This window comes from Streptomyces sp. NBC_00525, assembly GCF_036346595.1.
Classification (GTDB): Bacteria; Actinomycetota; Actinomycetes; order Streptomycetales; family Streptomycetaceae; genus Streptomyces.
This window is the reverse complement of the sequence record NZ_CP107834.1, coordinates 4869546-4892746: the sequence shown is the minus strand read 5'-3', so window position 1 is coordinate 4892746 and position 23201 is coordinate 4869546. Positions and strand designations below refer to the sequence as shown.

The 23201-nt window shown below is 71.9% G+C and carries 22 protein-coding genes and 1 riboswitch; of the genes, 6 read left to right on the top strand and 16 right to left on the bottom strand.

The features are described 5' to 3' along the window. Positions 1-11: 11 nt before the first annotated feature. The 3 genes from OG710_RS21930 to OG710_RS21920 are packed head-to-tail and all read right to left on the bottom strand — an operon-like array spanning position 12 to position 2384. Positions 12-1037, bottom strand: a complete 1026-nt coding sequence (locus OG710_RS21930; protein ID WP_330240835.1) for a methionine synthase — start codon at positions 1035-1037, stop codon at positions 12-14. A 58-nt stretch (positions 1038-1095) separates the two neighbouring features. Continuing rightward, a complete protein-coding gene (locus OG710_RS21925) occupies positions 1096-1785 on the bottom strand; it encodes an SDR family oxidoreductase (RefSeq protein WP_330240834.1) in 690 nt (229 codons plus the stop codon). A 59-nt stretch (positions 1786-1844) separates the two neighbouring features. Then, positions 1845-2384: a TIGR00730 family Rossman fold protein gene (locus OG710_RS21920; protein ID WP_111338379.1), complete on the bottom strand. Its 540-nt coding sequence runs from the start codon at positions 2382-2384 to the stop codon at positions 1845-1847. A gap of 110 nt (positions 2385-2494) precedes the next feature. Here OG710_RS21920 and OG710_RS21915 point away from each other — a divergent pair, with 110 nt between their 5' ends. Beyond that, the gene (locus OG710_RS21915) at positions 2495-3295 is read left to right on the top strand and encodes an alpha/beta fold hydrolase (RefSeq protein WP_330240833.1); all 801 of its coding nucleotides are present in this window, start codon (positions 2495-2497) and stop codon (positions 3293-3295) included. Between the two features lie 95 nt (positions 3296-3390). On the opposite strand, the gene mnmA is transcribed toward OG710_RS21915, so the two are convergent. Then, positions 3391-4521, bottom strand: a complete 1131-nt coding sequence (gene mnmA / locus OG710_RS21910; protein WP_330240832.1) for a tRNA 2-thiouridine(34) synthase MnmA — start codon at positions 4519-4521, stop codon at positions 3391-3393. 61 nt (positions 4522-4582) lie between these two features. On the opposite strand from mnmA, the gene OG710_RS21905 reads away from it, so the two are divergent. Next, positions 4583-5263 (top strand): N-acetylmuramoyl-L-alanine amidase, encoded by a 681-nt coding sequence (locus OG710_RS21905; RefSeq protein ID WP_330240831.1) that lies wholly within the window; start codon positions 4583-4585, stop codon positions 5261-5263. Between the two features lie 23 nt (positions 5264-5286). On the opposite strand, the gene OG710_RS21900 is transcribed toward OG710_RS21905, so the two are convergent. The 11 genes from OG710_RS21900 to OG710_RS21850 all read right to left on the bottom strand — a co-directional run bounded on the left by OG710_RS21900 (position 5287) and on the right by OG710_RS21850 (position 17516). Next, a complete protein-coding gene (locus tag OG710_RS21900) occupies positions 5287-6456 on the bottom strand; it encodes a cysteine desulfurase family protein (protein ID WP_330240830.1) in 1170 nt (389 codons plus the stop codon). Positions 6457-6618: 162 nt separating this feature from the next. After that, positions 6619-7455: a thioesterase family protein gene (locus OG710_RS21895; RefSeq protein WP_330240829.1), complete on the bottom strand. Its 837-nt coding sequence runs from the start codon at positions 7453-7455 to the stop codon at positions 6619-6621. A gap of 91 nt (positions 7456-7546) precedes the next feature. Next, positions 7547-8206: a trimeric intracellular cation channel family protein gene (locus OG710_RS21890; RefSeq protein ID WP_330240828.1), complete on the bottom strand. Its 660-nt coding sequence runs from the start codon at positions 8204-8206 to the stop codon at positions 7547-7549. An 18-nt stretch (positions 8207-8224) separates the two neighbouring features. After that, a complete protein-coding gene (locus OG710_RS21885; RefSeq protein WP_330240827.1) occupies positions 8225-9349 on the bottom strand; it encodes an ABC transporter ATP-binding protein in 1125 nt (374 codons plus the stop codon). 32 nt (positions 9350-9381) lie between these two features. Further along, positions 9382-10467: an ABC transporter ATP-binding protein gene (locus tag OG710_RS21880; RefSeq protein ID WP_330240826.1), complete on the bottom strand. Its 1086-nt coding sequence runs from the start codon at positions 10465-10467 to the stop codon at positions 9382-9384. Beyond that, positions 10464-11474, bottom strand: a complete 1011-nt coding sequence (locus tag OG710_RS21875) for an ABC transporter permease (RefSeq protein WP_330240825.1) — start codon at positions 11472-11474, stop codon at positions 10464-10466. The genes OG710_RS21880 and OG710_RS21875 overlap by 4 nt, the downstream gene beginning before the upstream one ends. A gap of 140 nt (positions 11475-11614) precedes the next feature. Further along, on the bottom strand, positions 11615-13366 hold the full coding sequence (locus OG710_RS21870) for an ABC transporter substrate-binding protein (protein WP_330242315.1): 1752 nt from the start codon (positions 13364-13366) through the stop codon (positions 11615-11617). An 86-nt stretch (positions 13367-13452) separates the two neighbouring features. Further along, positions 13453-14451, bottom strand: coding sequence for an ABC transporter permease (locus OG710_RS21865; RefSeq protein WP_330240824.1), 999 nt, complete (start codon positions 14449-14451; stop codon positions 13453-13455). A gap of 540 nt (positions 14452-14991) precedes the next feature. Continuing rightward, positions 14992-15774: an enhanced serine sensitivity protein SseB C-terminal domain-containing protein gene (locus OG710_RS21860; RefSeq protein WP_330240823.1), complete on the bottom strand. Its 783-nt coding sequence runs from the start codon at positions 15772-15774 to the stop codon at positions 14992-14994. A gap of 152 nt (positions 15775-15926) precedes the next feature. Beyond that, entirely contained in the window at positions 15927-16724 is a 798-nt protein-coding gene (locus tag OG710_RS21855; protein WP_330240822.1) for an enhanced serine sensitivity protein SseB, read from the bottom strand. Positions 16725-16820: 96 nt separating this feature from the next. Beyond that, entirely contained in the window at positions 16821-17516 is a 696-nt protein-coding gene (locus tag OG710_RS21850) for an AAA family ATPase (protein WP_330240821.1), read from the bottom strand. A gap of 183 nt (positions 17517-17699) precedes the next feature. After that, positions 17700-17792, top strand: a riboswitch (glycine riboswitch). Positions 17793-17933: 141 nt separating this feature from the next. Between OG710_RS21850 and gcvT the strand changes: the two genes are divergently transcribed. The 4 genes from gcvT to OG710_RS21830 all read left to right on the top strand — a co-directional run bounded on the left by gcvT (position 17934) and on the right by OG710_RS21830 (position 22358). Then, positions 17934-19049: a glycine cleavage system aminomethyltransferase GcvT gene (gene gcvT / locus OG710_RS21845; protein ID WP_330240820.1), complete on the top strand. Its 1116-nt coding sequence runs from the start codon at positions 17934-17936 to the stop codon at positions 19047-19049. A 100-nt stretch (positions 19050-19149) separates the two neighbouring features. Further along, on the top strand, positions 19150-19527 hold the full coding sequence (gene gcvH / locus OG710_RS21840; RefSeq protein ID WP_330240819.1) for a glycine cleavage system protein GcvH: 378 nt from the start codon (positions 19150-19152) through the stop codon (positions 19525-19527). 20 nt (positions 19528-19547) lie between these two features. Continuing rightward, positions 19548-20807 (top strand): serine hydroxymethyltransferase, encoded by a 1260-nt coding sequence (gene glyA, locus OG710_RS21835; RefSeq protein ID WP_330240818.1) that lies wholly within the window; start codon positions 19548-19550, stop codon positions 20805-20807. Between the two features lie 168 nt (positions 20808-20975). After that, positions 20976-22358 (top strand): L-serine ammonia-lyase, encoded by a 1383-nt coding sequence (locus OG710_RS21830; RefSeq protein WP_330240817.1) that lies wholly within the window; start codon positions 20976-20978, stop codon positions 22356-22358. Positions 22359-22364: 6 nt separating this feature from the next. On the opposite strand, the gene OG710_RS21825 is transcribed toward OG710_RS21830, so the two are convergent. Next, positions 22365-23150, bottom strand: a complete 786-nt coding sequence (locus OG710_RS21825; RefSeq protein WP_330240816.1) for a hypothetical protein — start codon at positions 23148-23150, stop codon at positions 22365-22367. Positions 23151-23201 lie beyond the last annotated feature (51 nt).

Genomic DNA, 23201 nt, shown 5'->3' with positions numbered 1-23201 from the left:
CCCAGCGCCCGTCACTCAGGGTTGTCCGCGAGCGATCTCGCGGCCCGGCCGCAATGGGCGAGCGCGGCCCGCGCGTACGCCGGCGACGCACCCGCGAGTCCGCACGCGGGGGTGATCGTCACGGACTCGGTGAGAGTCCCCGGATTCAGCCCCAGCCTGCGCCACAGCGTCCTGACACCCATGACGCTACCGCCCGGATCGGACAATCGGCCCGAGGCCGGGTCGGTGCCGGGCAGCACGCCGAAGAACATGTGGGTGCCCGACTCGACGGCTTCCCCGATCGCCTCCTCCTCACGTTCGGTGAGAAGGGAGAGGTCGAGGGAGATGCCGTCGGCGCCGGCCCGGCGCAGCAGTGCGAAGGGCACCTCGGGCGCGCAGGTGTGCACCAGGGTGGCGGTGTCGCCGGCCGCGCCGAGCACCTCGCGCAGGGTGGCCTCCACGATCTGGCGGTCCACGGCCCGGTGGGTGCGGTAGCCGCTCGCGGTCCTGACCCGGCCGCGCAGTACGGCGGTGAGGGAGGGTTCGTCGAGCTGGAGGGCGAGGCGGGCGCCGGGCACCCGGCGGCGCACCTCGGCGAGGTGGCCGCGCAGCCCCTCGGCGAGCGAGTCCGCGAGGTCGCGGCAGGCGCCGGGGTCGCCGAGGAACGCCTCGCCGCCCCGGCGTTCCAGGGCGGCGGCCAGCGTCCAGGGGCCCACGGCCTGGACCTTGAGCGGGCCCTCGTAGCCCTGGGTGAACTCCTCCAGGGCGTCCAGGTCCTCGCCCAGCCAGGACCTGGCCCGGCGGGTGTCGCGGCCCGGCCGGTCGCTGACGCGCCAGCCGCTGGGCTCGACGTGCCCGTACAGCTCGGCGAGCAGTCCGACCGTCCGGCCGATCATGTCGGCGCCGGGGCCGCGCGCCGGGAGTTCCGCCAGGTACGGCATGCCCTCGCCGTCGCCGAAGGAGCCGGTGACGGTCTTGGCCGCCTCCCGCGCGTCGCCTCCGGGCATCGAACCGATCCCGGTGGCCGGGCACTTCCTGAACACGGTGTTCTCGCTCACGCGGGAAGCCTACGGGCGCGGCGGCGGCCCGGCGGACAGGGGCCCGGCGGGCGGGGGCTCAGCGGCCGGGGCGCACGGTGAGGTCGTTGACCTCGGCGTCGCGGGGCAGGTCGAGCGCCATCAGGAGGGTGGTGGCGACGGACTCGGGGTCGATCCAGCGGGCGGGGTCGTACTCCTTGCCCTCCTGCCGGTGGACCTTCTCCTGCATGGGGCTCGCGGTGCGGCCGGGGTAGACGGTGGTGACGCGGACGCCGGCGGCGTGCTCCTCCTGGCGCAGCGAGTCGGCGAGCGCCTTGAGGCCGTGCTTGCTGGCGGCGTACGCGCTCCAGCCGGGGCTCGCGGAGAGCCCGGCGCCGGAGTTGACGAAGACGACGTGGCCCTGGGCGACGCGCAGCTGGGGCAGCACCAGGCGGGTCACCTCGGCGGGGGCGACGAGGTTGGCGTCGAGCTGGATGCGCCAGGCCTTGGGGGTCAGCTCGCCGACCGGGCCGAGTTCGACGACGCCCGCGATGTGCAGCAGCGAGTCGAGCCGGTCGGGCATGGTCTGCTGGGCGAAGGCCCAGGAGAGCCGCTCGGGGTTGGACAGGTCGCCGACGAGGGTGCGGGCGCCGGGGTACAGGGCGGCCAGTTCCCTGGCGCGGCCCGCGTCACGGGCCAGCAGCACGAGGTCGTCCCCGCGTTCGGCCAGGCGCCGGGCGACGGCGGCGCCGATGCCGGAGCCGGCACCGGTGATGAGGTGAGTGGACATGGCCCCATCGTCGCACCCGCCGCCGGGGAGCCCGCCCCCGCCGCCCGGTGGCCCGTACCTCACTGGATGCCGGCCGACTCCTCCAGGTGGGCGAGGGCGCCGACGCCGTCCTCGGCGAAGAAGACCAGCTCGGTGAGCGGGAGCGGCAGGAAGCCCTCCTCCTCCATGCGCCGGAACTGCTCGCGCAGGCCGTCGTAGAAGCCGGCGGTGTTGAGCAGGACGACGGGCTTGGTGTGCTTGCCGTGCTTCTTGAGCTCCAGGATCTCGGTGGCCTCGTCGAGCGTCCCGGTGCCGCCGACCATGATCACGATCGCGTCGGACTTGGCGAGCAGCAGGGCCTTGCGCTCGGCGAGGTCGCGGGCGATGACCATCTCGTCGGCGTTCGTGCGCGCCTTGGCGGCCAGGAAGTCCACCGAGACGCCGACGAGCCGGCCGCCCGCCCCCTGGACGCCGTCGGCGACGACCTTCATCAGGCCGCTCTCCGAGCCGCCCCAGACCAGGGTGTGCCCACCGCGCCCGAGCAGTTCGGCGAATTCGCGGGCGGGCACGGTGTAGCGGTCGTCGAGGTCGGCGGCGGAGAGGAAGACGCAGATGTTCATGGCTGCCACGGTAGAGCCCGCCCGCCCGGCCCCGGCGGCCGGGGAAGGAATTCCGGAGAACTTTCCGCCGGGACCGATGAGTTCGGGGCGGCCCGGCAGTCCACCCCCTCATGGACACGATTCTCTCCAGCGACGGCACCCCGATCGCATACCGGCGCCGGGGCGAGGGCCCGCCCGTCGTCCTGGTGGGCGGGGCCCTGAGCACGGCCGGGACCGACGAGCCGCTCGCCCGGCTGCTCGCGCCGCACTTCGAGGTCGTCACGTACGACCGGCGCGGCCGGGGCGGCAGCGGGGAAGGCGGGCCCTACGCGGTGGAGCGCGAGATCGAGGACCTGGCCGCGGTGGCCGCCGCGGCGGGCGGGCGGCCGGCGGTCTTCGGTTCCGGGGCGGGCGGGGCGCTGGTCCTGGAGGCGGCGGCGGCCGGGCTGCCGGCGGACCGGCTGGCGGTGTACGAGCCGCCGTACGCGCCGGGGCCGGCCGGGCTGCTGTTCCGGGCCGACCGCACGGCCCGGCTGGACCGGCTGCTGGCGGGCGGGGACCGGGCCGGGGCGGTGGAGCTGTTCCTCACGGTCTCCGGGGTCCCCGCCTCGACGGTCGCCAGGATGCGGCGGGCGCCGCTGTGGCGGAACCTGGAGTCCGTGGCGCACACACTGGCGTACGACGAGGCGCTGCTGGGCGACGGCTCGGTACCGGCCGACCGGCTGGCGGCGGTCGGGGCGCGGACCCTGGTGGTTTGCGGCGGCTTCAGCCCGGTCGCCGCGCGGTCGGCGACCCTGCTGCTCGCGCGGGCGCTGCCGCGCGGCCGTCACCGCACTCTGACGGGCCAGACCGGCGAGCCGGCCCCGCAGGCGGTGGCCCCGGTGCTGGCGGAGTTCTTCGGCCGCGACGCGTACGCCCGCCAGGCGTCCTGAGCGGTCCGCGCCGGGCGGACCGGGGGGCCGTGAAGGCGCCCCGCGCGGCCACGCCCGTACTGGGGTCGGGCGTAGCCGCGCGGGGCTTTCGTATGTCAGGCGGTCGCCGCGCGCTCCCGGCGCACCGTCGTCGCGATCGTCGCGGAGCCGACCACGCGGGTGCCGTCGTACAGGACGACCGCCTGGCCGGGGGCCACGCCCCGGACCGGCTCGGTGAACGTGACGTGCAGGGTGTCGCCGACCGCCTCGGCGCTCACCTCGGTCTCGCCGCCGTGGGCGCGCAGCTGTGCGGTGTACGTGCCGGGGCCGGTGGGCGGGGTGCCGCACCAGCGGGGGCGGATCGCGGTGAGCGCGGTGACGTCCAGGGCCTCGGCGGGGCCGACGGTCACCGTGTTGTTCACCGGGGAGATGTCCAGCACGTAGCGCGGCTTGCCGTCCGGGGCGGGGTGGCCGATGCGCAGGCCCTTGCGCTGGCCGATGGTGAAGCCGAAGGCGCCCTCGTGGGTGCCCACCTTCGTACCGGACTCGTCGACGATGTCGCCCTCGGCCGGGCCGCCGAGGCGGTTCGCCAGGAAGCCCTGGGTGTCGCCGTCCGCGATGAAGCAGATGTCGTGGCTGTCGGGCTTCCTGGCGACGGCCAGGCCCCGGCGCTCCGCCTCGGCCCGGATCTCGTCCTTGGTGGTGAGGGTGTCGCCGAGCGGGAACAGGGCGTGGGCGAGCTGCCGCTCGTCCAGGACGCCGAGCACATAGCTCTGGTCCTTGGCCATGTCCGATGCGCGGTGCAGCTCGCGGTTGCCGTCCTCGCCGGTGACGACGGTGGCGTAGTGGCCGGTGCACACGGCGTCGAAGCCGAGCGCGAGGGCCTTGTCGAGCAGCGCGGCGAACTTGATCTTCTCGTTGCAGCGGAGGCACGGGTTGGGGGTGCGCCCCGCCTCGTACTCCGCGACGAAGTCCTCGACGACGTCCTCGCGGAAGCGTTCGGCCAGGTCCCAGACGTAGAAGGGGATGCCGATGACGTCCGCGGCGCGGCGGGCGTCGCGGGAGTCCTCGATGGTGCAGCAGCCGCGGGCACCCGTCCGGAAGGACTGCGGGTTCGCGGAGAGGGCGAGGTGCACACCGGTCACGTCGTGGCCCGCCTCGACGGCGCGGGCCGCGGCGACGGCGGAGTCGACACCGCCCGACATGGCGGCGAGCACACGGAGGGGGCGCTGGGGAGTCTCAGTCATAGCCCCACCAGGGTACGTGGGGGCGGGAACCGATCGCTCGCGGATATGCGTTGTCCGTCACATGGGGACCAAGGGGACGGACGGCGCCCGCACCGGGAGCGGGATCGGCCGGCGCTCGGTGCTGATCGGCGGCGCCGTCACGGCGGTGGGCGCGGCGGCGCTGGCGCGGGACGGGCTGAAGCGCGCCTGGTGGCGGCTGCCCGGCGTGGAGAAGCCGCGCACACCGGGCGCGGTGGACTACGCGCGGGCCCGCTGGGTCGCCGCGGCGGACGCGAACTGGCGGCGGGCGGACCGGCCCGACGACTACCGCGTCGACCGGGTGGTCGTGCATGTCACGCAGGGCGGCTTCGACAGCGCGGTCCGCGCCTTCCAGGACCCCGGCCACCGGGCGGCGGCGCATTACGTGGTGCGCAAGGACGGGCGGGTGACGCAGATGGTCCGCGAGCTGGACGTGGCGTTCCACGCGGGCAACCGCTCGTACAACGAGCGCAGCGTAGGCATCGAGCACGAGGGCTTCGTGGAGCGCCCGCAGGGCTTCACCACCGCGATGTACAAGTCGTCGGCCGCGCTGACCGCGGCGATATGCGGGCGGTACGGGATTCCGGTGGACCGGGAGCACATCATCGGGCATGTCGAGGTGCCGGGCGCCGACCACACCGATCCGGGCCGGGGCTGGGACTGGGACCGCTATCTGGAGCTGGTCCGCCGCGCGGCCGCGGCCCCGGAGCGCGAGAAGGCCTGACCCCGGTGGCGCGGCGCGGGTTCTCAGCTGAGTCCGGCCGTCCGGGCCCGTTCGACGGCGGGGCCGATCGCGCGGGCGACGTCCTCGACGTCCTGCTCGGTGGAGGTGTGGCCGAGCGAGAAGCGCAGGGTGCCACGGGCCAGGTCCGGATCGGTGCCGGTGGCCAGCAGGACGTGGCTGGGCTGGGCGATCCCGGCGGTGCAGGCGGAGCCGGTGGAGCACTCGATGCCCTGGGCGTCCAGCAGCAGCAGGAGCGAGTCGCCCTCGCAGCCGGGGAAGGTGAAGTGCGCGTTGGCGGGCAGCCGGCCGCCGGGGGCGGGGTCACCGCCGAGCAGCGCGTCGGGGACGGCGGCCAGGACGGCGTCGGCCAGCCGGTCGCGCAGGACGCCGGTGTCGCGGGCGAAGTCCTCGCGCCGGGCGGCGGCCAGCCCTCCGGCCACGGCGAACGCGGCGATGCCGGGCACGTCCAGCGTGCCGGAGCGGACATGGCGCTCCTGCCCGCCGCCGTGCAGCACGGGTACGGGGGTGTGCTCGCGGCCCAGCAGCAGCGCGCCGACGCCGGTCGGGCCGCCGATCTTGTGCGCGCTGACGGTCATCGCGGCGAGCCCGGAGGCGGCGAAGTCCACGTCGAGCTGCCCGAACGCCTGGACCGCGTCGGCGTGCATCGGTACGTCGAACTCGCGGGCGACGGCGGCCAGTTCGCGGACCGGCTGGATGGTGCCGATCTCGTTGTTGGCCCACATGACGGTGATGAGCGCGAGGTCGTCGGGGTCGCGCAGGACCGCCTCGCGCAGGGCGTCGGGGTGGACGCGTCCGTACCGGTCGACGGGGAGGTATTCGACGCGCGCGCCCTCGTGGGTGGCCAGCCAGTCCACGGCGTCGAGTACGGCGTGGTGCTCGACGGGGCTGGCCAGGACGCGGGTGCGGCGGGGGTCGGCGGCGCGGCGGGCCCAGTACAGGCCCTTGACCGCGAGGTTGTCGGCCTCGGTGCCGCCGGAGGTGAACACCACCTCGCTGGGGCGGGCGCCGAGGGCCTCGGCGAGGGATTCGCGGGACTCCTCGACGGTACGGCGGGCCCGGCGTCCGGCGGCGTGGAGTGAGGACGCGTTGCCGGTGACGGCGAGCTGCGCGGTCATCGCCGCGATCGCCTCCGGCAGCATCGGCGTGGTCGCGGCGTGGTCGAGGTAAGCCATGGTGGGCCCGATTCTACGAGCCCCCGGTGGGGCGTACGCCGGGCGCATGGGGTCCCGGCCCCCGCGCACCGCGCACGGCGGCCCCGATGAGCCCGCGAATCCCCGGCAGACCGGGCCGCGGGGCGCCCGGGAACCGGTGCCGGGGAAGGGCGGGATACGGGGTCAGTCGCGCGGGGCGCGGGCCAGCTGGCGGGACTGGGCGACCAGGCGGTCGGCGCTGTCCCACACGTCTGCGTCCTCCTCCAGGAAGCCGCCCGCGAGGTTGCGGGTGGTGATGGAGACGCGGAGCGGGCCGGGGGCGGGGCGGCAGCGGATGTGGGTGGTCAGCTCGACGGTCGGGGTCCAGCCCTTGAGCCCCAGCTCGAACGAGGTCGGGGGCAGCGCGTCCACGGTGAGCAGCAGGGAGAGCGGGTCGGGGTCGCGGCCGTCGGCCAGCCCGAACCAGCCGCGCATCTCGCCCTTGCCGGAGGGCTGCCCGATGGCCCAGCCGATGGTGGCGGGGTCGAGCTTGATGTCGAGGCGTTCGGTGATGGCGGAGCTGCCGGGGATGGGCGCGGGTCCGTCGCTCGGGCCGAGGCAGTGTTCGCGGGGCGGGATGGCCGGGGGCTTGGCCGCGGTGCGGACGTCGTCGGTCAGCGCGTCCAGGTCGCCGTAGGTGGCGAGGACGCGGATGCGCTCGACCTCGGTGCCGTCCTCGGCGTACTGGAAGAGGGACGCCTGGCCGGTGGAGAGGGTGCGGCCGGTGCGCACGGTCTGGGTGCGGATGACCGCGGGGCCGGGCACGGAGGCGGTGAGGTAGTGCGCCGAGACGGAGAACGGGTCCGGGTGGGGCAGCGCCTCGCCGAGGGCCCGGCCGAGCATGGCCAGCAGGTAGCCGCCGTTGACCGCGTGGATGATCGTCCAGCCGGCCGAGAGCTCCGCGTCGTAGACGCCCGCTTCGCGCAGGGTGACCGCGGTGTCCCGGTCGAACTCGCTGTCCCCGATGGTTGCCTGTGCCATGGAGGCACCGTACACCGATTGTATTACTGAGCGGTAGCTTTTTCCGGTACGGAATCGGCCGGCCCACCACCGGTGCCGGTCGCCCCGCTCCTCATCCCTCGTCCGCCCGTGCGGAGCGCCGGTTGTAGGCGCGCGGGGCCCGCCAGTGGAAGCGGAGCGCGAGCAGCCGCAGGACGAACGCCGCGATCACCGCCGCGCCGCTGGTCAGGGCGTTCAGCGCGTCGAAGCGGATGCAGAGCACGATCATGGTGGCGCCGACGATGGCGGGCACCGCGTACAGGTCCCGGTCCCAGCGCAGCAGCGAGGGCACCTCGTTGGCCAGCACGTCCCGCAGCACACCGCCGCCGACCGCCGTGGCCAGGCCGAGCGCCGCCGACGCGGTGAGGCCGAGCCCGTACTCGTACGCCTTGACCGTGCCGGTGACGCAGAACAGCCCGAGCCCGGCCGCGTCGAAGACGTTGACCCCGACCTGGATGCGCTCCACGTGCGGGTGGAGGAAGAAGACCAGGCCGGCGGCGAGCAGCGGGGTGGTGAAGTAGCCCAGGTCCGTGAAGGCGGCCGGGGGCACCGCGCCGATGATCAGGTCGCGGAAGAGCCCTCCGCCCAGCGCGGTCACCTCGGCGAGGACCGCGATGCCGAAGACATCGAAGTTCTTGCGTACGGCGAGCAGGGCGCCCGAGATCGCGAAGACGAAGATCCCGGCGATGTCGAGCGCGTGCTGGACGGAGGGCGTGAACAGTTCGTTGAGCACCGGGCAATTGTGCCGGTACTACTCCTTCGCGCCGTCCTCGGGCGATTTCGAGCCGTTCGCGGCCGCCTCCGCGGGGCCGTCGTTCTCCGCGGGGCCGTCGTTCTCCGGGTGGTGGCAGGCCACCTGGTGGCCGGTCCGCAGCGCGATCAGCGGGGGCTCCTGCGTCTTGCAGACCTCCGTGGCCTTCCAGCACCGGGTGTGGAACCGGCAGCCGGCGGGCGGCGAGATCGGCGAGGGCACATCGCCCTTGAGCAGGATGCGCTCGCTCTTGGCACCGCGCCGGCGCGGGTCCGGCACCGGCACCGCCGACATCAGGGCCTTGGTGTACGGGTGCATGGGCGCCGAGTACAGGGACTTGCGGTCGGCCAGCTCGACGATCTTGCCCAGGTACATCACCGCGATCCGGTCCGAGACGTGCCGGATCACGGAGAGGTCGTGCGCGATGATCACATAGGTGAGGCCCAGCTCGTCCTGGAGGTCGTCCAGCAGGTTGACCACCTGGGCCTGGATCGACACGTCCAGCGCGGAGACCGGCTCGTCGGCGACGACCAGCTTGGGGCGCAGGGCCAGCGCGCGGGCGATGCCGATGCGCTGGCGCTGCCCGCCGGAGAACTCGTGCGGGTAGCGGTTGTAGTGCTCGGGGCTCAGCCCGACCAGCGACAGCAGCTCCTGGACGTGGTTCTTGAGGCCGCCCTCGGGCTCGACGCCCTGGAGCCGGAACGGGGCGCTGACGATCGTGCCGATGGTGTGGCGCGGGTTCAGCGACGAGTAGGGGTCCTGGAAGATCATCTGGACGTCGCGGCGCATCGGCCGCAGCTGCGCCATCGACTTGTGGGTGATGTCGTTGCCGTCGAACTCGACCCGGCCGCCGGTGGGCTCGATCAGCCGGGTGATGAGCCGGCCCATGGTCGACTTGCCGCAGCCGGACTCGCCGACGACGCCCAGGGTCTCCCCCGGATACACCTCGAAGTCGATGCCGTCGACGGCCTTGACCGCGCCGGACTGCCGGCGCAGCAGGCCCTTGCGGATCGGGAAGTGCTTGACCAGGCCCTCGACCCTGAGCAGCGGCTCGCGCGAGTCGGTGGCCTGCGCCGGGATCTTCGCGTCCTTGTCCAGCACCGGGGCGTCCTTCTTCTCGCTCATGCCACTCACCTCGCTCGCCTCGCTCGCCTCGCTCACAGCTTCGGCGCAATCTCTTCGGTCCAGATCCGGGTCCGCTCCTGCGGTGCCATGTGGCAGGCGGAGAAGTGGCCGTCGCCGACCGGCTCCAGCTCGGGGCGCGTCGTGCGGGTGAGGTTGTCCTTGGGGATGTCCGCGTACGGGCAGCGCGGGTTGAAGGCGCAGCCGCTCGGGACGTTGATCAGCGACGGGGGCTGGCCCTTGACCGGGGTCAGCCGCTCGGTCTCCTCGCGGTCGATGCGCGGCATCGAGGTGAGCAGACCCCAGGTGTACGGATGCTGGGGCTGGTGGAAGACCTGCTCGGCCGGGCCGCGCTCGACGCACCGGCCGCCGTACATCACCAGCAGGTCGTCGGCCATCTCGGCGACGACGCCCAGGTCGTGGGTGATCATGATGACGGCGGAGCCGAACTCCTTCTGCAGATCCCGGATGAGGTCCAGGATCTGCGCCTGGACGGTCACGTCCAGGGCAGTGGTCGGCTCGTCGGCGATGAGCAGTTCCGGGTTGTTGACCAGGGCCATCGCGATCATCGCGCGCTGGCGCATCCCGCCGGAGAACTCGTGCGGGTAGGCGTCGACCCGCTTGTGCGGCTCGGGGATGCCGACCCGGTCCAGCATCTCGACGGCGCGGGCGCGGGCCGTCTTCCGATTCACCTTGTGGTGGACCCGGTACGCCTCCACGATCTGCGCGCCGACCGTGTAGTAGGGGTGCATCGCGGAGAGCGGGTCCTGGAAGATCATGGCCATCTTGCGGCCGCGCAGCTCGCGCACCCGGCTGTCGGTGGCGCCGAGCAGTTCCTCGCCGTCCAGCAGGACCTCGCCGGAGATGGTGGCGTTGGCGGCGGTGCGGTGCAGGCCCAGGATGCCGAGCGAGGTGACGGACTTGCCGGAGCCGGACTCGCCGACGATGCCCAGGGTTTTGCCGGGCTTCACGTCGAAGCTGACCCCGTCCACCGACTTGACCAGGCCGTCGTCGGTGCGGAAGTGGATGCGCAGGTCCTTCACGGAGAGGAAGGGCTCGTCGCCGGAGGGCCGGCCGGCCGCCGGACCGCCCGGCGTCCCGGTCTTGGAAACGTCGGTCACGAGAGCCTCACCCTGGGGTCGATGGCGGCGTACACCAGATCCACCAGCAGATTGCAGATGACGATGAAGAAGGCGGCGACGAGCGTCACGCCCATGACGACGGGCAGGTCGTTGCCGCGGACCCCGTCGATGGCGTAGAAGCCCATGCCCTGGAAGGAGAAGACCTGTTCGGTGATGACCGCGCCGCCGACCAGCAGGCCGAAGTCCATGCCGAAGATGGTCACGATCGGGGTGAGCGCGGCCCGCAGTCCGTGCTTGCCGATGACCCGGCTCTCGCGCAGCCCCTTGGCGCGGGCGGTGCGGATGTAGTCCTCGCCCATCGTCTCCAGCATCCCGGCCCGGGTGATGCGGGCGTAGAGCGCGGAGTAGAGGAAGGCGAGCGAGCACCAGGGGATGAGCAGGTTCCACGCCCAGTCCAGCGGACTTTCGGTGAAGGGGACGAAGTTGATGCTCTCCCACATCGGCCACTGGACGGTGAACAGGCCCAGGGCGAGCATGCCGGTGAAGAAGATCGGCAGCGAGACGCCGGCCAGTGCGACGCCCATGAAGAAGCGGTCCAGGAGCGAGCCCCGCTTGAGCGCGGAGACGACGCCGATGGCCACACCGCTCAGCAGCCAGATCACGGCCGCGCCGATGGCCAGCGAGAAGGTGACCGGGATGCGCTCGGTCATCTGGGGCCAGACCTCGACGTGGTTCTTGAAGGAGTAGCCGAAGCAGGGGGCGTTGCAGTGGGTGACCTCGGGGCCGAACGTGTAGTCGGCGCCGACGACGAGCTGCTTGATGAGGTGCCAGTACTGCGCGTAGAGCGGCTGGTCGAGGCCCAGGTTCTCCTTGACGGCCGCGATGGACGAGGGGTTGGCGTCCTTGCCCACGTACTGGGCCGCCAGCTGGTCCATCGTCTGGCCGGCGAGCCTGGGGACGAGGAAGAAGATGGAGAAGGTGACTGCGCTGACGATCAACAGCAGCAGTATCGCGCCGAAGACGCGTCGGATGATGTACGCAGCCACAGCTGTCCGGCGCCGGCGTCCGCCCGCCGGGGATGACCCGGCCCGGCCGACACCGTGCCTTCACCTGCCTTTCAGGATTTCCGGTGTCCGGGGGTGTGTCCTCCGGGGGCCGTGCGCGGCCCCCGGAGGACGGTCCGTTCCTACTTGGCGGAGCCCATCAGCACGTAGTCGTACATGCCGAGGTAGGCCTGGGTGACCGTGACGTTCGTCGCGGAGACCGGACGCAGCAGCAGGTTCTTGCGGTAGATCAGCGGCACCACGCTGGCGTTCTCGGCGACGGCCTTGTCGACCTCGCCCCACGTCTTGGCGCGCGCGGCGTCGTCGGTGTTGGCGATGCCCTCGTTGAGCATCTTGTTGATCTTCGGGTCGTTCAGTTCCTGGACGTTGTTGCCACCGGACGGCTTGATGGCCGAGCCGTTGATGATCTGGTCCAGGAAGCCGAAGCCGGTCGGCCAGTCGGCGCCCCAGGCGCTCATGATCATGCCGAGCTTGTTGGAGTGGACGTAGCTCGGGTTGCCCGCGAAGTTCGAGAAGTACTTACCGGCCGGGTAGCTCTTGATCTCGGCCTTGATGCCGATCTTCTTGAGCGAGGCCTGCACCGCGGTGACCATGGCCATCTCGGCGGGGCGGTCGGAGCGGGCCGAGATCTTGGTGTCGAAGCCGTCGGCGTGGCCGCAGAGCTTCAGCTCCTCCTTGGCCTTGGCCTCGTCGCCCTTGTGGCCGGCGGACTCGTACAGGTCGAACTTGGTGTAACCGTTGACGGTCGGCGGCAGCAGCGTCGTGGCGACGTCGCCCTTCGGGTCACCGCCCTGCGCGGCCTGGACGGACGCCTTGTCGATACCCCACTGGACGGCCTTGCGGCAGTGGACGTTGTCGAACGGCTTCACGTTGACGTTCAGACCGATGTACGAGGTGGCGCCCGCGTACGAGTTGTCGGTCTGCTTCTTCAGGTTCGGCTTGGTCAGCACGTCCGGCTGGGTCGCGGGGGCGACACCGGTGCCGGCACCGTCGGCGGTGATGTTGTCGGCGATGAGGTTGCTGTCGACCGTCTCCTGCTTCACCTTGAAGCGGATCGTCACCTTGTCCGGCAGGGCCGGGCGGATCGGGTCGGTCTTCGGGTCCCACTGGTCGTTGCGGACGAGGGTCGCGCCGCGGCCCTCCTCGTACGACTCGAACTTGTACGGGCCCGAGGACACGATGTTCTTCACATAGTCGGCGCCCTTGTCCTTCGCGGCGGGCACGGGGGCCGTCTGCGAGAAGGTCGCCAGGTAGTCGAAGTCGGCGAAGGCGTCCTTCAGCTTGAAGACGATCGTGCGGTCGTCCGGCGTCTCGATGGAGGCGATGCCGTCCGGGTTCTTGTCCTTGTACGGGCCCTTGTACTTGTCGCCGCCGACGAGGTGGGCCTTGAAGTACGTCGGGCCGTTGGACAGGGCCTCCGGCGCGAAGTTGGACCGCTCGACGGCGTACTTGACGTCCTTCGAGGTGATCGGGGTCCCGTCCTCGAACTTGAGGCCCTTCTTCAGGGTGTACGTCCAGGTCTTCGCGTCCGCGCTCGGCTTGCCGAGGCTCTCCGCGAGGTCCGGGACGATCTCCAGTCCGTCCTTGCCGGCGGCCGGCTTGAAGGACGTGAGGCTGCGGCCGTACAGGCGGGCGAAGTTCTGCACCCAGCCGTAGTAGGTGTTGCCGGGGTCCAGCGAGTCGGGCTCGTCGGACATCTCCAGCTTGAGGGTGCCGCCCTTCTCGGAGGACTTGTTGACGATCGACGTCAGCGCGGCGTCGGTGGCGCCCGCGCCGCCCTTGCCGCTCTTGGAGCCGCCGTCGTCGTCCGAGGAGCCGCCGCACGCGGACGCTCCCAGCGCCAGGGCCACAGCCGTGGCGACCACCACTGTCATTTTTCTGGTCTTCACCTGAAGGACATTCCCCTCAATCGATGGTTGCCGTGGCTTGCCGCCCACCGTGGTGGCGAGCGCCCGGACTCCTACTTGCTACGGGGGTCGAGCGCGTCGCGCAGCCCGTCACCCAGCAGGTTGAACGCCAGGACCGTGACGAAGATGGCCACGCCCGGCACGATCATGTACATCGGGTCGTTCCGGTAGAACTGGATCGCGTTGGTGAGCATCCCGCCCCAGGAGGACTGCGGCGGCGCGATACCGACCCCGAGGTAGCTCAGCCCGGCCTCGAAGAGGATGTTCGAGGGGATGAGCAGGGTGGAGTAGACGAGGATGGGCGCCACCAGGTTCGGCAGCAGTTCCCGGAAGAGGATGAACGGGCCGCGTGCGCCCAGGGACCGGGCCGCCTCCACGAATTCGCGATTGCGCAGGGTCATCGTCTGGGCCCGCACGATGCGGCCCATGTACGGCCAGCTGAAGAAGCCGATCACGAAGATGAGGACCGCGATGCGCAGCGGCAGCCCCTCCAGGCCGAACGCCCCGTCCTGCAGCGCGGCCGAGATGGAGATCGCGAAGAGCAGCAGCGGGAAGGCCAGGAAGGTGTCCATCGTGCGGCTGATGAGGGTGTCCACCCAGCCGCCGTAGAAGCCGGCGACGACGCCGAGGACGACACCGATCACCACGGAGAGCAGGGTCGCGCCGACCGCGACGACCATGGAGACCCAGGAGCCCTCGATGATGCGGGTCATGATGTCGCGGCCGTACTGCGGCTCGACGCCCAGCGGATGGCTCCAGCTGATGCCGCCCCAGTCGCCCGTGGGCGCGAGCAGCGCGGGGTCGATGAGGTCCTGGTGGAACTCGTTGGGGTCGAGGCCGAAGACGGCCTGGATGGGCCGGGACAGCACGGCGAGCAGGATCAGCAGGATGACAACGATGCCGCCCGCCACCGCCACCTTGTCGCGCTTGAAGCGCGTCCAGGCGATGCGTCCGAGCGAACGGCCCTCGATCTGGCTCTGCTTGACTCCCGTGAGTACTGCCTCCGGCTGCGCTTCGGCAGCCGATCCGGTGGTCTCGATCGGTGCGGTCACAGTGCCCTTGACCCTCCCGCCGGCGGTGGCCGGCCCTTGCTCGCCGCGGTGACGGCCTGGCGCGTGTCTCGGCCGCGGCATCGGGTGCGGCTGAAATGTTCGGTGCGGCGGACGTGTTGAGGTGTCCGCGGGATGTCCTCGGGTACAACCCCCGTACACCGGCGGACGCTCCTGGCCGGGAGTCTTCAACGCGGTTGTGATCACCCGCCAGACCTCACGGGGAATGTTTGCTCAAACGTGATGCGGTCCGCGGGCTTCCGCTATCCGGACAGCCCTGCCGCATGAGCGGACCACTCGGCCGCTAATCCACCAGAACGGACATGGGCCCCAACTGTGGTGATGCGGTGGCGATTTGGGCGGTCGTCGAGCAGGACTTGTCCGGTCGCGGGACATTTTGTCCCCGTGCGGCGAGTCGGCGGAAGGGGCCGGGCGGGCGTCTCAACAGGCGTGCGGAAGCACGGCGGCGCGTACGGGAGGCCCGGCAGGCGTACGGGAGGCTCGGGCTACCCGTGCGGGATCGGCAGTACCCGTACGGGAGGGTCAGTACGCGTGCGGGGCGGCGCCCGGCGTGCGGGGATAGCCGTAGCCGGGCGCCGCGTGCGCCTCGCGGTCGTAGAAGGGCCGGGCGTTGGCGCGCAGCCACATGGCGACCGGGTCGTACTCGTCGGACATGGCGACGGTGGAGACGGGCAGCCCCTCGGGGACGGCGCCGACCGACTGCCGCATCATGGCCCGCACCGCGTCCACGGACGCTCCGCCGGTGTCGTACAGGTCGAGGCCGACCGCGAGGTACGGGACGCCGAGCGCGGGCTGCACCCAGGCGCGCCGCAGCGAGCGGATCGCGGGGGTGTGGTGGGCGTTCTGGGTGAGCTGGGCGTAGAACTGGGGCAGTTCCACGGCGGGTTCGCTGATCCGCAGCGGCCCGGCGGGCATCCGGTCGAGGCCGGTGGCGATGCGGCGCAGGTCCAGCCAGGGGATGCCGACGCCGCCGCCGGGGGCGTGCGGATTGAGCCAGACGCCCCAACGGTCGGGGTAGAGGGCGCGGGCGATGTCGAGGCCGGCGACGACCTCGTGGTCGCGGTTCCAGCCGCTGGCGGCCAGCTCCTGCGGGGAGGTGACGCACGGGGCGTAGCCGAGGCCGTCCACCTCCATGTTGCCGTACTGGGCGTCGGGGGCGCCGGGGCGTCCGTGCCACAGGAGCATCCAGACCCGGCCGGCCGCCAGGGCCTGGAGCAGCGCCTCGTACGCGTCGTAGCGTCCGGGCGCGACGTGGCGCAGCGTGTGCTCGATCTGCCCGGCCGCCGCGGTGCCTGACGCACTCACCCTGGTCCCGCCCCTCGTAGATCCTCTGTTTCGGCCCGCCGTGCCGGGGCATTCGGTACGGCGCGGTGCCGAGCCACCGGGGATCGGCCTTCGGCCATCAAACCAGCTTATGCGGCCGTGCCGTCACCGGCTTGACGGCACGGCCGCCCCCGTCATCCGCCGAGGGCGCCGGACTCCTGCTCCCCGGCGCGCGTGTAGAAGGGCCGCACCCGCTCGCGCATCCACTCGGCGACCGGGTCCTGGGCGGCCGCGTCGAGCAGGACCAGGCTGACCGGCCAGGGCACCTGGACGCGGCCCAGCGCCCGGCCCAGGGCGTCCATGGAGGCACCCTGGGCGGCGTTCTCCCAGGCCGCGGACTCGACGCCGACGAACAGGACGGGGTCGCCGCCCTCGATGCTCGCCAGGGCCCTGCGGGCGGTCAGGACGACGCCGCTCTCCTGGAACTCGCCGGCCGCGGCGGCCAGGAAGTCGACGGGCTCCTCCTTCCAGTCCGGCTCGTACAGCCGGACCCGGCCGCCGCTCGCCGGGCCGTCGAGCGGGGTGCGGCCGGCCCGGCAGAGTTCGGCGACGGCGGGCGGGGGCAGCGGCATGCCGACGGCGCCGCCCGGATTGACCGCGATGCCCAGCTGCGGGGGCAGTCCGCGGGCGAACTCGCGGGCCGGGGCGACCGTGAAGGACATATGGGCGCCGACGCAGGTGAGGAACTGGTGCTCGGAACTGAACACGGGGACGTACGCGCCGCCCTCGATCTCCAGCGTGGGCAGGTCGAGCTCGCGGGCGTCGGCCCCGCCGCCGTTGGGCAGGGGCACCCAGACCTGGCTGCGGCCGAGCACTTCGAGCAGGCGGCCGCCCGCCTCCGGGACGCCGAGCGAGGCGCCCAGCGCCTCTTCGAGTTCATTGGCCGGCCAGCCGCCCTGCGGCCGGCTCCCGGCCGGTGCCGGAATGTCCACTGCTTCCCTCTCACCCGATGCCGTGCAGCAAGAGGTTACGGCCTGTTCCGGCCACCGCCACCCCTCGGACGCACTGTCCGCACTCCGGACAGCCGGTTACCGCCTCTCACCCTGTGCGTCCGCGAAGACGATCCGGGTCAGCGCGCCGGCCGCCGCGCGGTCCAGCAGCACCGCCGACGTACAGCCGCGCGGCGGCAGCCCGGCCCCGGTGTCGCGCAGGAGCCGCCCCACGGCCCTGCGGTGCCGGGCGAAGGCGTACGCGGAGACGCCCCGGCCGCGCTCGCGCTGGCCCTCGCGCGCGGTCTCGGCGGAGACGTCGAGCAGGATCAGATGAAGGCTCCGGCCGTGCCGCCGGGCATGGCGGGCGAGCCGGGCGCGGACCCAGCTCTGGGTGCCGCAGTCGTGGACGACGACGGAGGCTCCGGAGCGCAGCACCCGCCACAGCCCGCCGTAGTGGGCGAGGCGGACGAGTGGGCGGTAGAGCGGGTAGGGAAGTAAACGGGGCAGCCGGCGGGCCCAGCGGTCCCGGGTGTCCTGGGAGTCGACGGCGTACGCGGCGGCGGTGCGGGCGATCAGCGTGGACTTGCCGCTGCCGGGCAGTCCGGAGACCACCACGATGTCCCCGGCGGCGAAGCGCAGGACGCGCGGGGAGCGCCCGGCCCGGCCGCGCAGGTCCCGTACGAAGGGCGGGCCGGTGCCCGCGGTCCGCCGGGCGCGGGCGCCCGGCTGCGCGGGCAGCGCGCCTCCTGCGGGCACCTCGGTCCCCGCCGTCGTCGCGTAGCGCAACGTCATCGCCTCCCCCTGGCCGTACGGCCGACGCGTGCTGACTCCTACCTACCCCCGAAGTGTAAAGAAAAGGTAATACGGCACAACGGTCCGACCCGCCGGAATCCCGCCGGGACCGGCAGCGGTCCCGGCGCCCCACTCCCCCGGAACCCGTGCGATGATGACCCCGCCAACTGCATACAGGCCGCTTGAATCCGCGCGGGAGAGTCCCGGCCTCGTGCCGGGCGCCGAAGGAGCAAGATCCTCCCTTGAATCTCTCAGGCCCCGTACCGCGTGGATGAGGCAGATCTGAAAAGCGAGCCGCTTCGCGGCTCCACCCAAGGTGCAAGCCGAACCCCTCCGGGGGCTTTCGGCGAACCTCTCAGGTTCCGATGACAGATGGGGAGGATCGTCCTCGACGTCATGCCCTGGGAGCCCGTTTTCATGAGCACCACCCCCCGTCTCACCGCCCTCGATGCCCTCCATCGTTCGCTGGGCGCCACGATGACCGATTTCGCGGGCTGGGACATGCCGCTGCGCTACGCCAGCGAGCGCGACGAGCACAACGCCGTCCGCACCAGGGCAGGCCTCTTCGACCTGTCCCACATGGGTGAGATCACCGTCACCGGGCCGCAGGCCGTGGACCTGCTGAACCACGCGCTGGTCGGCAACATCGGCACCGTCTCCACGGGCCGGGCCCGCTACACGATGATCTGCGCCGAGGACGGCGGCATCCTGGACGACCTGATCGTCTACCGGCTCGGCGAGACCGAGTACATGGTCGTCGCCAACGCCGGCAACGCCCAGCTCGTGCTCGACACGATCACCGAGCGCGCCGCCGGCTTCGACGCCGAGGTGCGCGACGACCGCGACGCGTACGCGCTGCTCGCCGTGCAGGGCCCCGAGTCCCCGGCGATCCTCGCCGCCGTGACCGACGCCGACCTGGCCGGCCTCAAGTACTACGCCGGGCTGCCCGGCACGGTCGCCGGGGTGCCCGCGCTCATCGCCCGCACCGGCTACACCGGTGAGGACGGCTTCGAGCTGTTCGTGGCGCCCGCCGACGCCGAGCGGCTGTGGCAGGCGCTGACCGAGGCCGGTGCGCCGCACGGCCTGATCCCGTGCGGGCTCTCCTGCCGCGACACGCTGCGCCTGGAGGCCGGCATGCCGCTGTACGGGCACGAGCTGACCACCGCGCTGACCCCGTTCGACGCCGGGCTCGGCCGGGTCGTGAAGTTCGAGAAGGAGGGCGACTTCGTCGGCCGCAAGGCGCTGGAGGCCGCCGCCCAGCGCGCCGAGACCGCCCCGCCCCGCAAGCTGGTCGGCCTGATCGCCGAGGGCCGCCGGGTGCCGCGCGCCGGGTTCGCCGTCACGGCCGGCGGCAAGGTCGTCGGCGAGGTCACCTCCGGCGCGCCCTCCCCGACGCTGGGCAAGCCGATCGCCATGGCGTACGTCGACGCGGCGTACGCGGAGCCGGGCACGGAGGGCGTCGCCGTGGACATCCGGGGCAGCCAGGAGCCGTACCGGGTCGTGGCACTGCCGTTCTACAAGCGGCAGAAGTAGCGCCGCGGGGCACAGGCCCCGCGCGACGTGACGCAGTCCTGTCTCACACCGTAAGACCACCGTTCATCAGCACACCCCCGCGTACAGGAGAATTCAGGTCATGAGCAACCCCCAGCAGCTGCGGTACAGCAAGGAGCACGAGTGGCTGTCGGCCGCCGAGGACGGTGTGGCCACCGTTGGCATCACCGAGCACGCGGCCAACGCGCTCGGTGACGTCGTCTACGCCCAGCTCCCCGAGGTCGGTGACACGGTGACCGCGGGCGAGACCTGCGGCGAGCTGGAGTCGACCAAGTCGGTCAGCGATCTGTACTCGCCGGTCTCGGGCGAGGTGACGGCCTCCAACCAGGCCGTCGTCGACGACCCGTCCCTGGTGAACTCCGCTCCCTTCGAAGGCGGCTGGCTGTTCAAGGTACGCGTCGCGGAGGAGCCGAAGGACCTGCTCTCCGCCGACGAGTACACCGAGTTCTCCGGCAACTAAAGACCCCAAGGGACCACCAGATGTCGCTTCTCAACTCCTCCCTCCACGAGCTGGACCCGGACGTCGCCGCCGCCGTCGACGCCGAGCTCCTCCGCCAGCAGTCCACGCTCGAGATGATCGCCTCGGAGAACTTCGCTCCGGTCGCCGTCATGGAGGCGCAGGGCTCCGTCCTGACCAACAAGTACGCCGAGGGCTACCCCGGCCGCCGCTACTACGGCGGCTGCGAGCACGTCGACGTGGTCGAGCAGATCGCCATCGACCGGATCAAGGCGCTCTTCGGCGCCGAGGCCGCGAACGTCCAGCCGCACTCCGGTGCGCAGGCCAACGCCGCCGCGATGTTCGCGCTGCTGAAGCCGGGCGACACGATCATGGGCCTGAACCTGGCGCACGGCGGTCACCTGACCCACGGCATGAAGATCAACTTCTCCGGCAAGCTCTACAACGTGGTCCCGTACCACGTCGACGACACCGGTGTCGTGGACATGGCCGAGGTCGAGCGCCTGGCCAAGGAGTCCAAGCCGCAGCTGATCGTCGCCGGCTGGTCGGCGTACCCGCGTCAGCTCGACTTCGCCGCCTTCCGCCGCATCGCGGACGAGGTCGGCGCGTACCTGATGGTCGACATGGCGCACTTCGCCGGTCTGGTCGCCGCGGGCCTGCACCCCAACCCGGTGCCGCACGCCCACGTCGTCACCACCACCACGCACAAGACCCTCGGCGGTCCGCGCGGCGGTGTGATCCTGTCCACCCAGGAGCTCGCCAAGAAGATCAACTCGGCGGTCTTCCCCGGTCAGCAGGGCGGCCCGCTGGAGCACGTGATCGCGGCCAAGGCGGTCTCCTTCAAGGTCGCGGCGGGCGAGGAGTTCAAGGAGCGCCAGCAGCGCACCCTGGAGGGCGCCCGCATCCTGGCCGAGCGCCTGGTGCAGCCGGACGTCACCGAGGTGGGCGTCTCCGTGCTGTCCGGCGGCACGGACGTGCACCTGGTCCTGGTGGACCTGCGCAACTCCGAGCTGGACGGCCAGCAGGCCGAGGACCGGCTCCACGAGGTCGGCATCACGGTCAACCGGAACGCCATCCCCAACGACCCGCGTCCGCCGATGGTCACCTCCGGCCTGCGCATCGGCACCCCGGCGCTGGCCACCCGCGGCTTCGGCGCCGAGGACTTCACCGAGGTCGCCGAGATCATCGCGTCGGCCCTCAAGCCGTCGTACGACGCGGACGACCTGAAGGCCCGCGTCGCGGCCCTGGCCGCGAAGTTCCCGCTGTACCCCGGCCTGAAGTAGCCCGGGCGGGCGCATTCGCGCCTCGGGGAGGGGCATCGCGCACACTGAGAGGTGGGCGCGGTGCCCCGTCCCTTGTCCCCCCGCTCTGTCCTTGCTTTCCGGGCGTCCCGCCCGTACCGCACCACCCCGGCAGACAACGGCGTCTACCAACCCCTTGAGGAGTCACCCGTGGCCATCTCGGTCTTCGACCTGTTCTCGATCGGCATCGGCCCGTCCAGCTCCCATACGGTCGGCCCCATGCGCGCGGCCCGTATGTTCGCGCGCCGGCTGAAGAACGAGGGCCTGCTCGCCCACACCGCCTCGATACGGGCCGAGCTGTACGGGTCCCTCGGCGCCACCGGCCACGGCCACGGCACCCCCAAGGCGGTCCTCCTCGGCCTGGAGGGCGAGTCCCCGCGCACCGTCGACGTCGAGGCCGCCGACGACCGGGTCGAGGCGATCCGCGCCACCGGCCGGATCAACCTCCTCGGGATGCACGAGATCGACTTCGACGCGGACGAGCAGCTGGTCCTGCACCGCCGCAAGGCCCTCCCGTACCACGCCAACGGCATGACCGTCTTCGCGTACGACGCCGAGGGCGCCCCGCTCCTGGAGAAGACGTACTACTCGGTCGGCGGCGGCTTCGTCGTGGACGAGGACGCCGTGGGCGAGGACCGGATCGTGCTCGACGACACGGTCCTGAAGTACCCGTTCCGCACCGGCGACGAGCTGCTGCGCCTGGCCCGCGAGACCGGGCTGTCCATCTCCTCGCTGATGCTGGAGAACGAGCGCGCCTGGCGCACCGAGGACGAGATCCGCTCCGGCCTCCTGGACATCTGGCGCACCATGCAGGCGTGCGTGTCGCGCGGCATGTCCCGCGAGGGCATCCTGCCCGGCGGCCTCAAGGTCCACCGCCGCGCCGCCAAGACCGCCCGCCAGCTGCGCGCGGAGGGCGATCCGCAGACGCACGCCATGGAGTGGATCACCCTCTACGCGATGGCGGTCAACGAGGAGAACGCGGCGGGCGGCCGGGTGGTCACCGCCCCGACGAACGGCGCGGCCGGCATCATCCCGGCCGTCCTGCACTACTGGATGAACTTCGCCGCGGGCGGCTGCACGGAGGCCGAGAAGGAGGACGGCGTCGTCCGCTTCCTGCTGGCCGCCGGCGCCATCGGCATGCTGTTCAAGGAGAACGCCTCGATCTCCGGCGCGGAGGTCGGCTGCCAGGGCGAGGTGGGCTCCGCCTGTTCGATGGCGGCGGGCGCCCTCGCCGAGGTCCTGGGCGGCAGCGCCGAGCAGGTGGAGAACGCCGCCGAGATCGGCATGGAGCACAACCTGGGCCTGACCTGCGACCCGGTCGGCGGCCTCGTCCAGATCCCGTGCATCGAGCGCAACGGCATGGCCGCGGTGAAGGCGGTCACCGCGGCGAAGATGGCGCTGCGCGGCGACGGCAGCCACAAGGTCTCGCTGGACAAGGTCATCAAGACGATGAAGGAGACCGGCGCGGACATGTCCGTCAAGTACAAGGAGACAGCGCGGGGCGGGCTCGCGGTGAACATCATCGAGTGCTGAGGACGTTCATTCGCCGGCGCGGCCGGTCACTTCGCGCGCGTCGAGGTAGTCCTCGACCAATTGGCTGATGAATGTGCGCAGGGCGTCCGCCCGGTGGCGGTCCTCCTGCTGGTCGCGCAGGGCCTGATCCGCTGCCCGGAGCCGTTCGAGGGCGGCCGGTTCGCCGTCCTCCACGTCAAGGATCAGGGGCTGGGTGATCAGGTCCAGACACTCGGTGAACAGCCTTCGGACGGCTGTTGTCGGTGGGTCGGGGTCGGGGTCGGGGTCGGCGTACGGGGTGGTCACGTATCGCGCGGGGTCGGAGAGGCTCCAGCCGACGACAGTGCCGTGCTGGACGAGGAGCGCCATGTCCCGGGCGATGCCGATGCGGGCGTCCAGGGGCCCGTTGAGGACATCGAGGTCGCGCAGGCAGGTCAGTACGGTGTCCCCGGAGGCGCGGCAGTGCACAGAGGTCATCTCATGCCGGAAATCCCGTGCCTCGTCGGCACGGAGCCCCCCCGGGCGCACGGGAGGTTCCAGCGGTACGCGGGCACAGTCCTCGGCGGACGCGGGCTCCTCGGGCACATAGAACTCGGCCCCGACGAGCTGCCGGCCCGCCGGAGTGAACCGAATGACGTCGGGCATGTCCCACAGAAATTCCTGGCTGCCGAACGTATTCAGGAGAAACTCCTCCCGCTCGGTCATGTCCGTATAGGGCACGACGCGGACGGTCAGGCCCTCGAAGCGAGGGACGAGGCCCAGCGGCTCGCCCGTCACCGTGGCGCTCCAGTCGCCGTCGAAGCTCAGTTTCATGGTCGATACTGCCCCTTATCTGATCTGCTTCGCAGGGGGTTTGAACCCGTC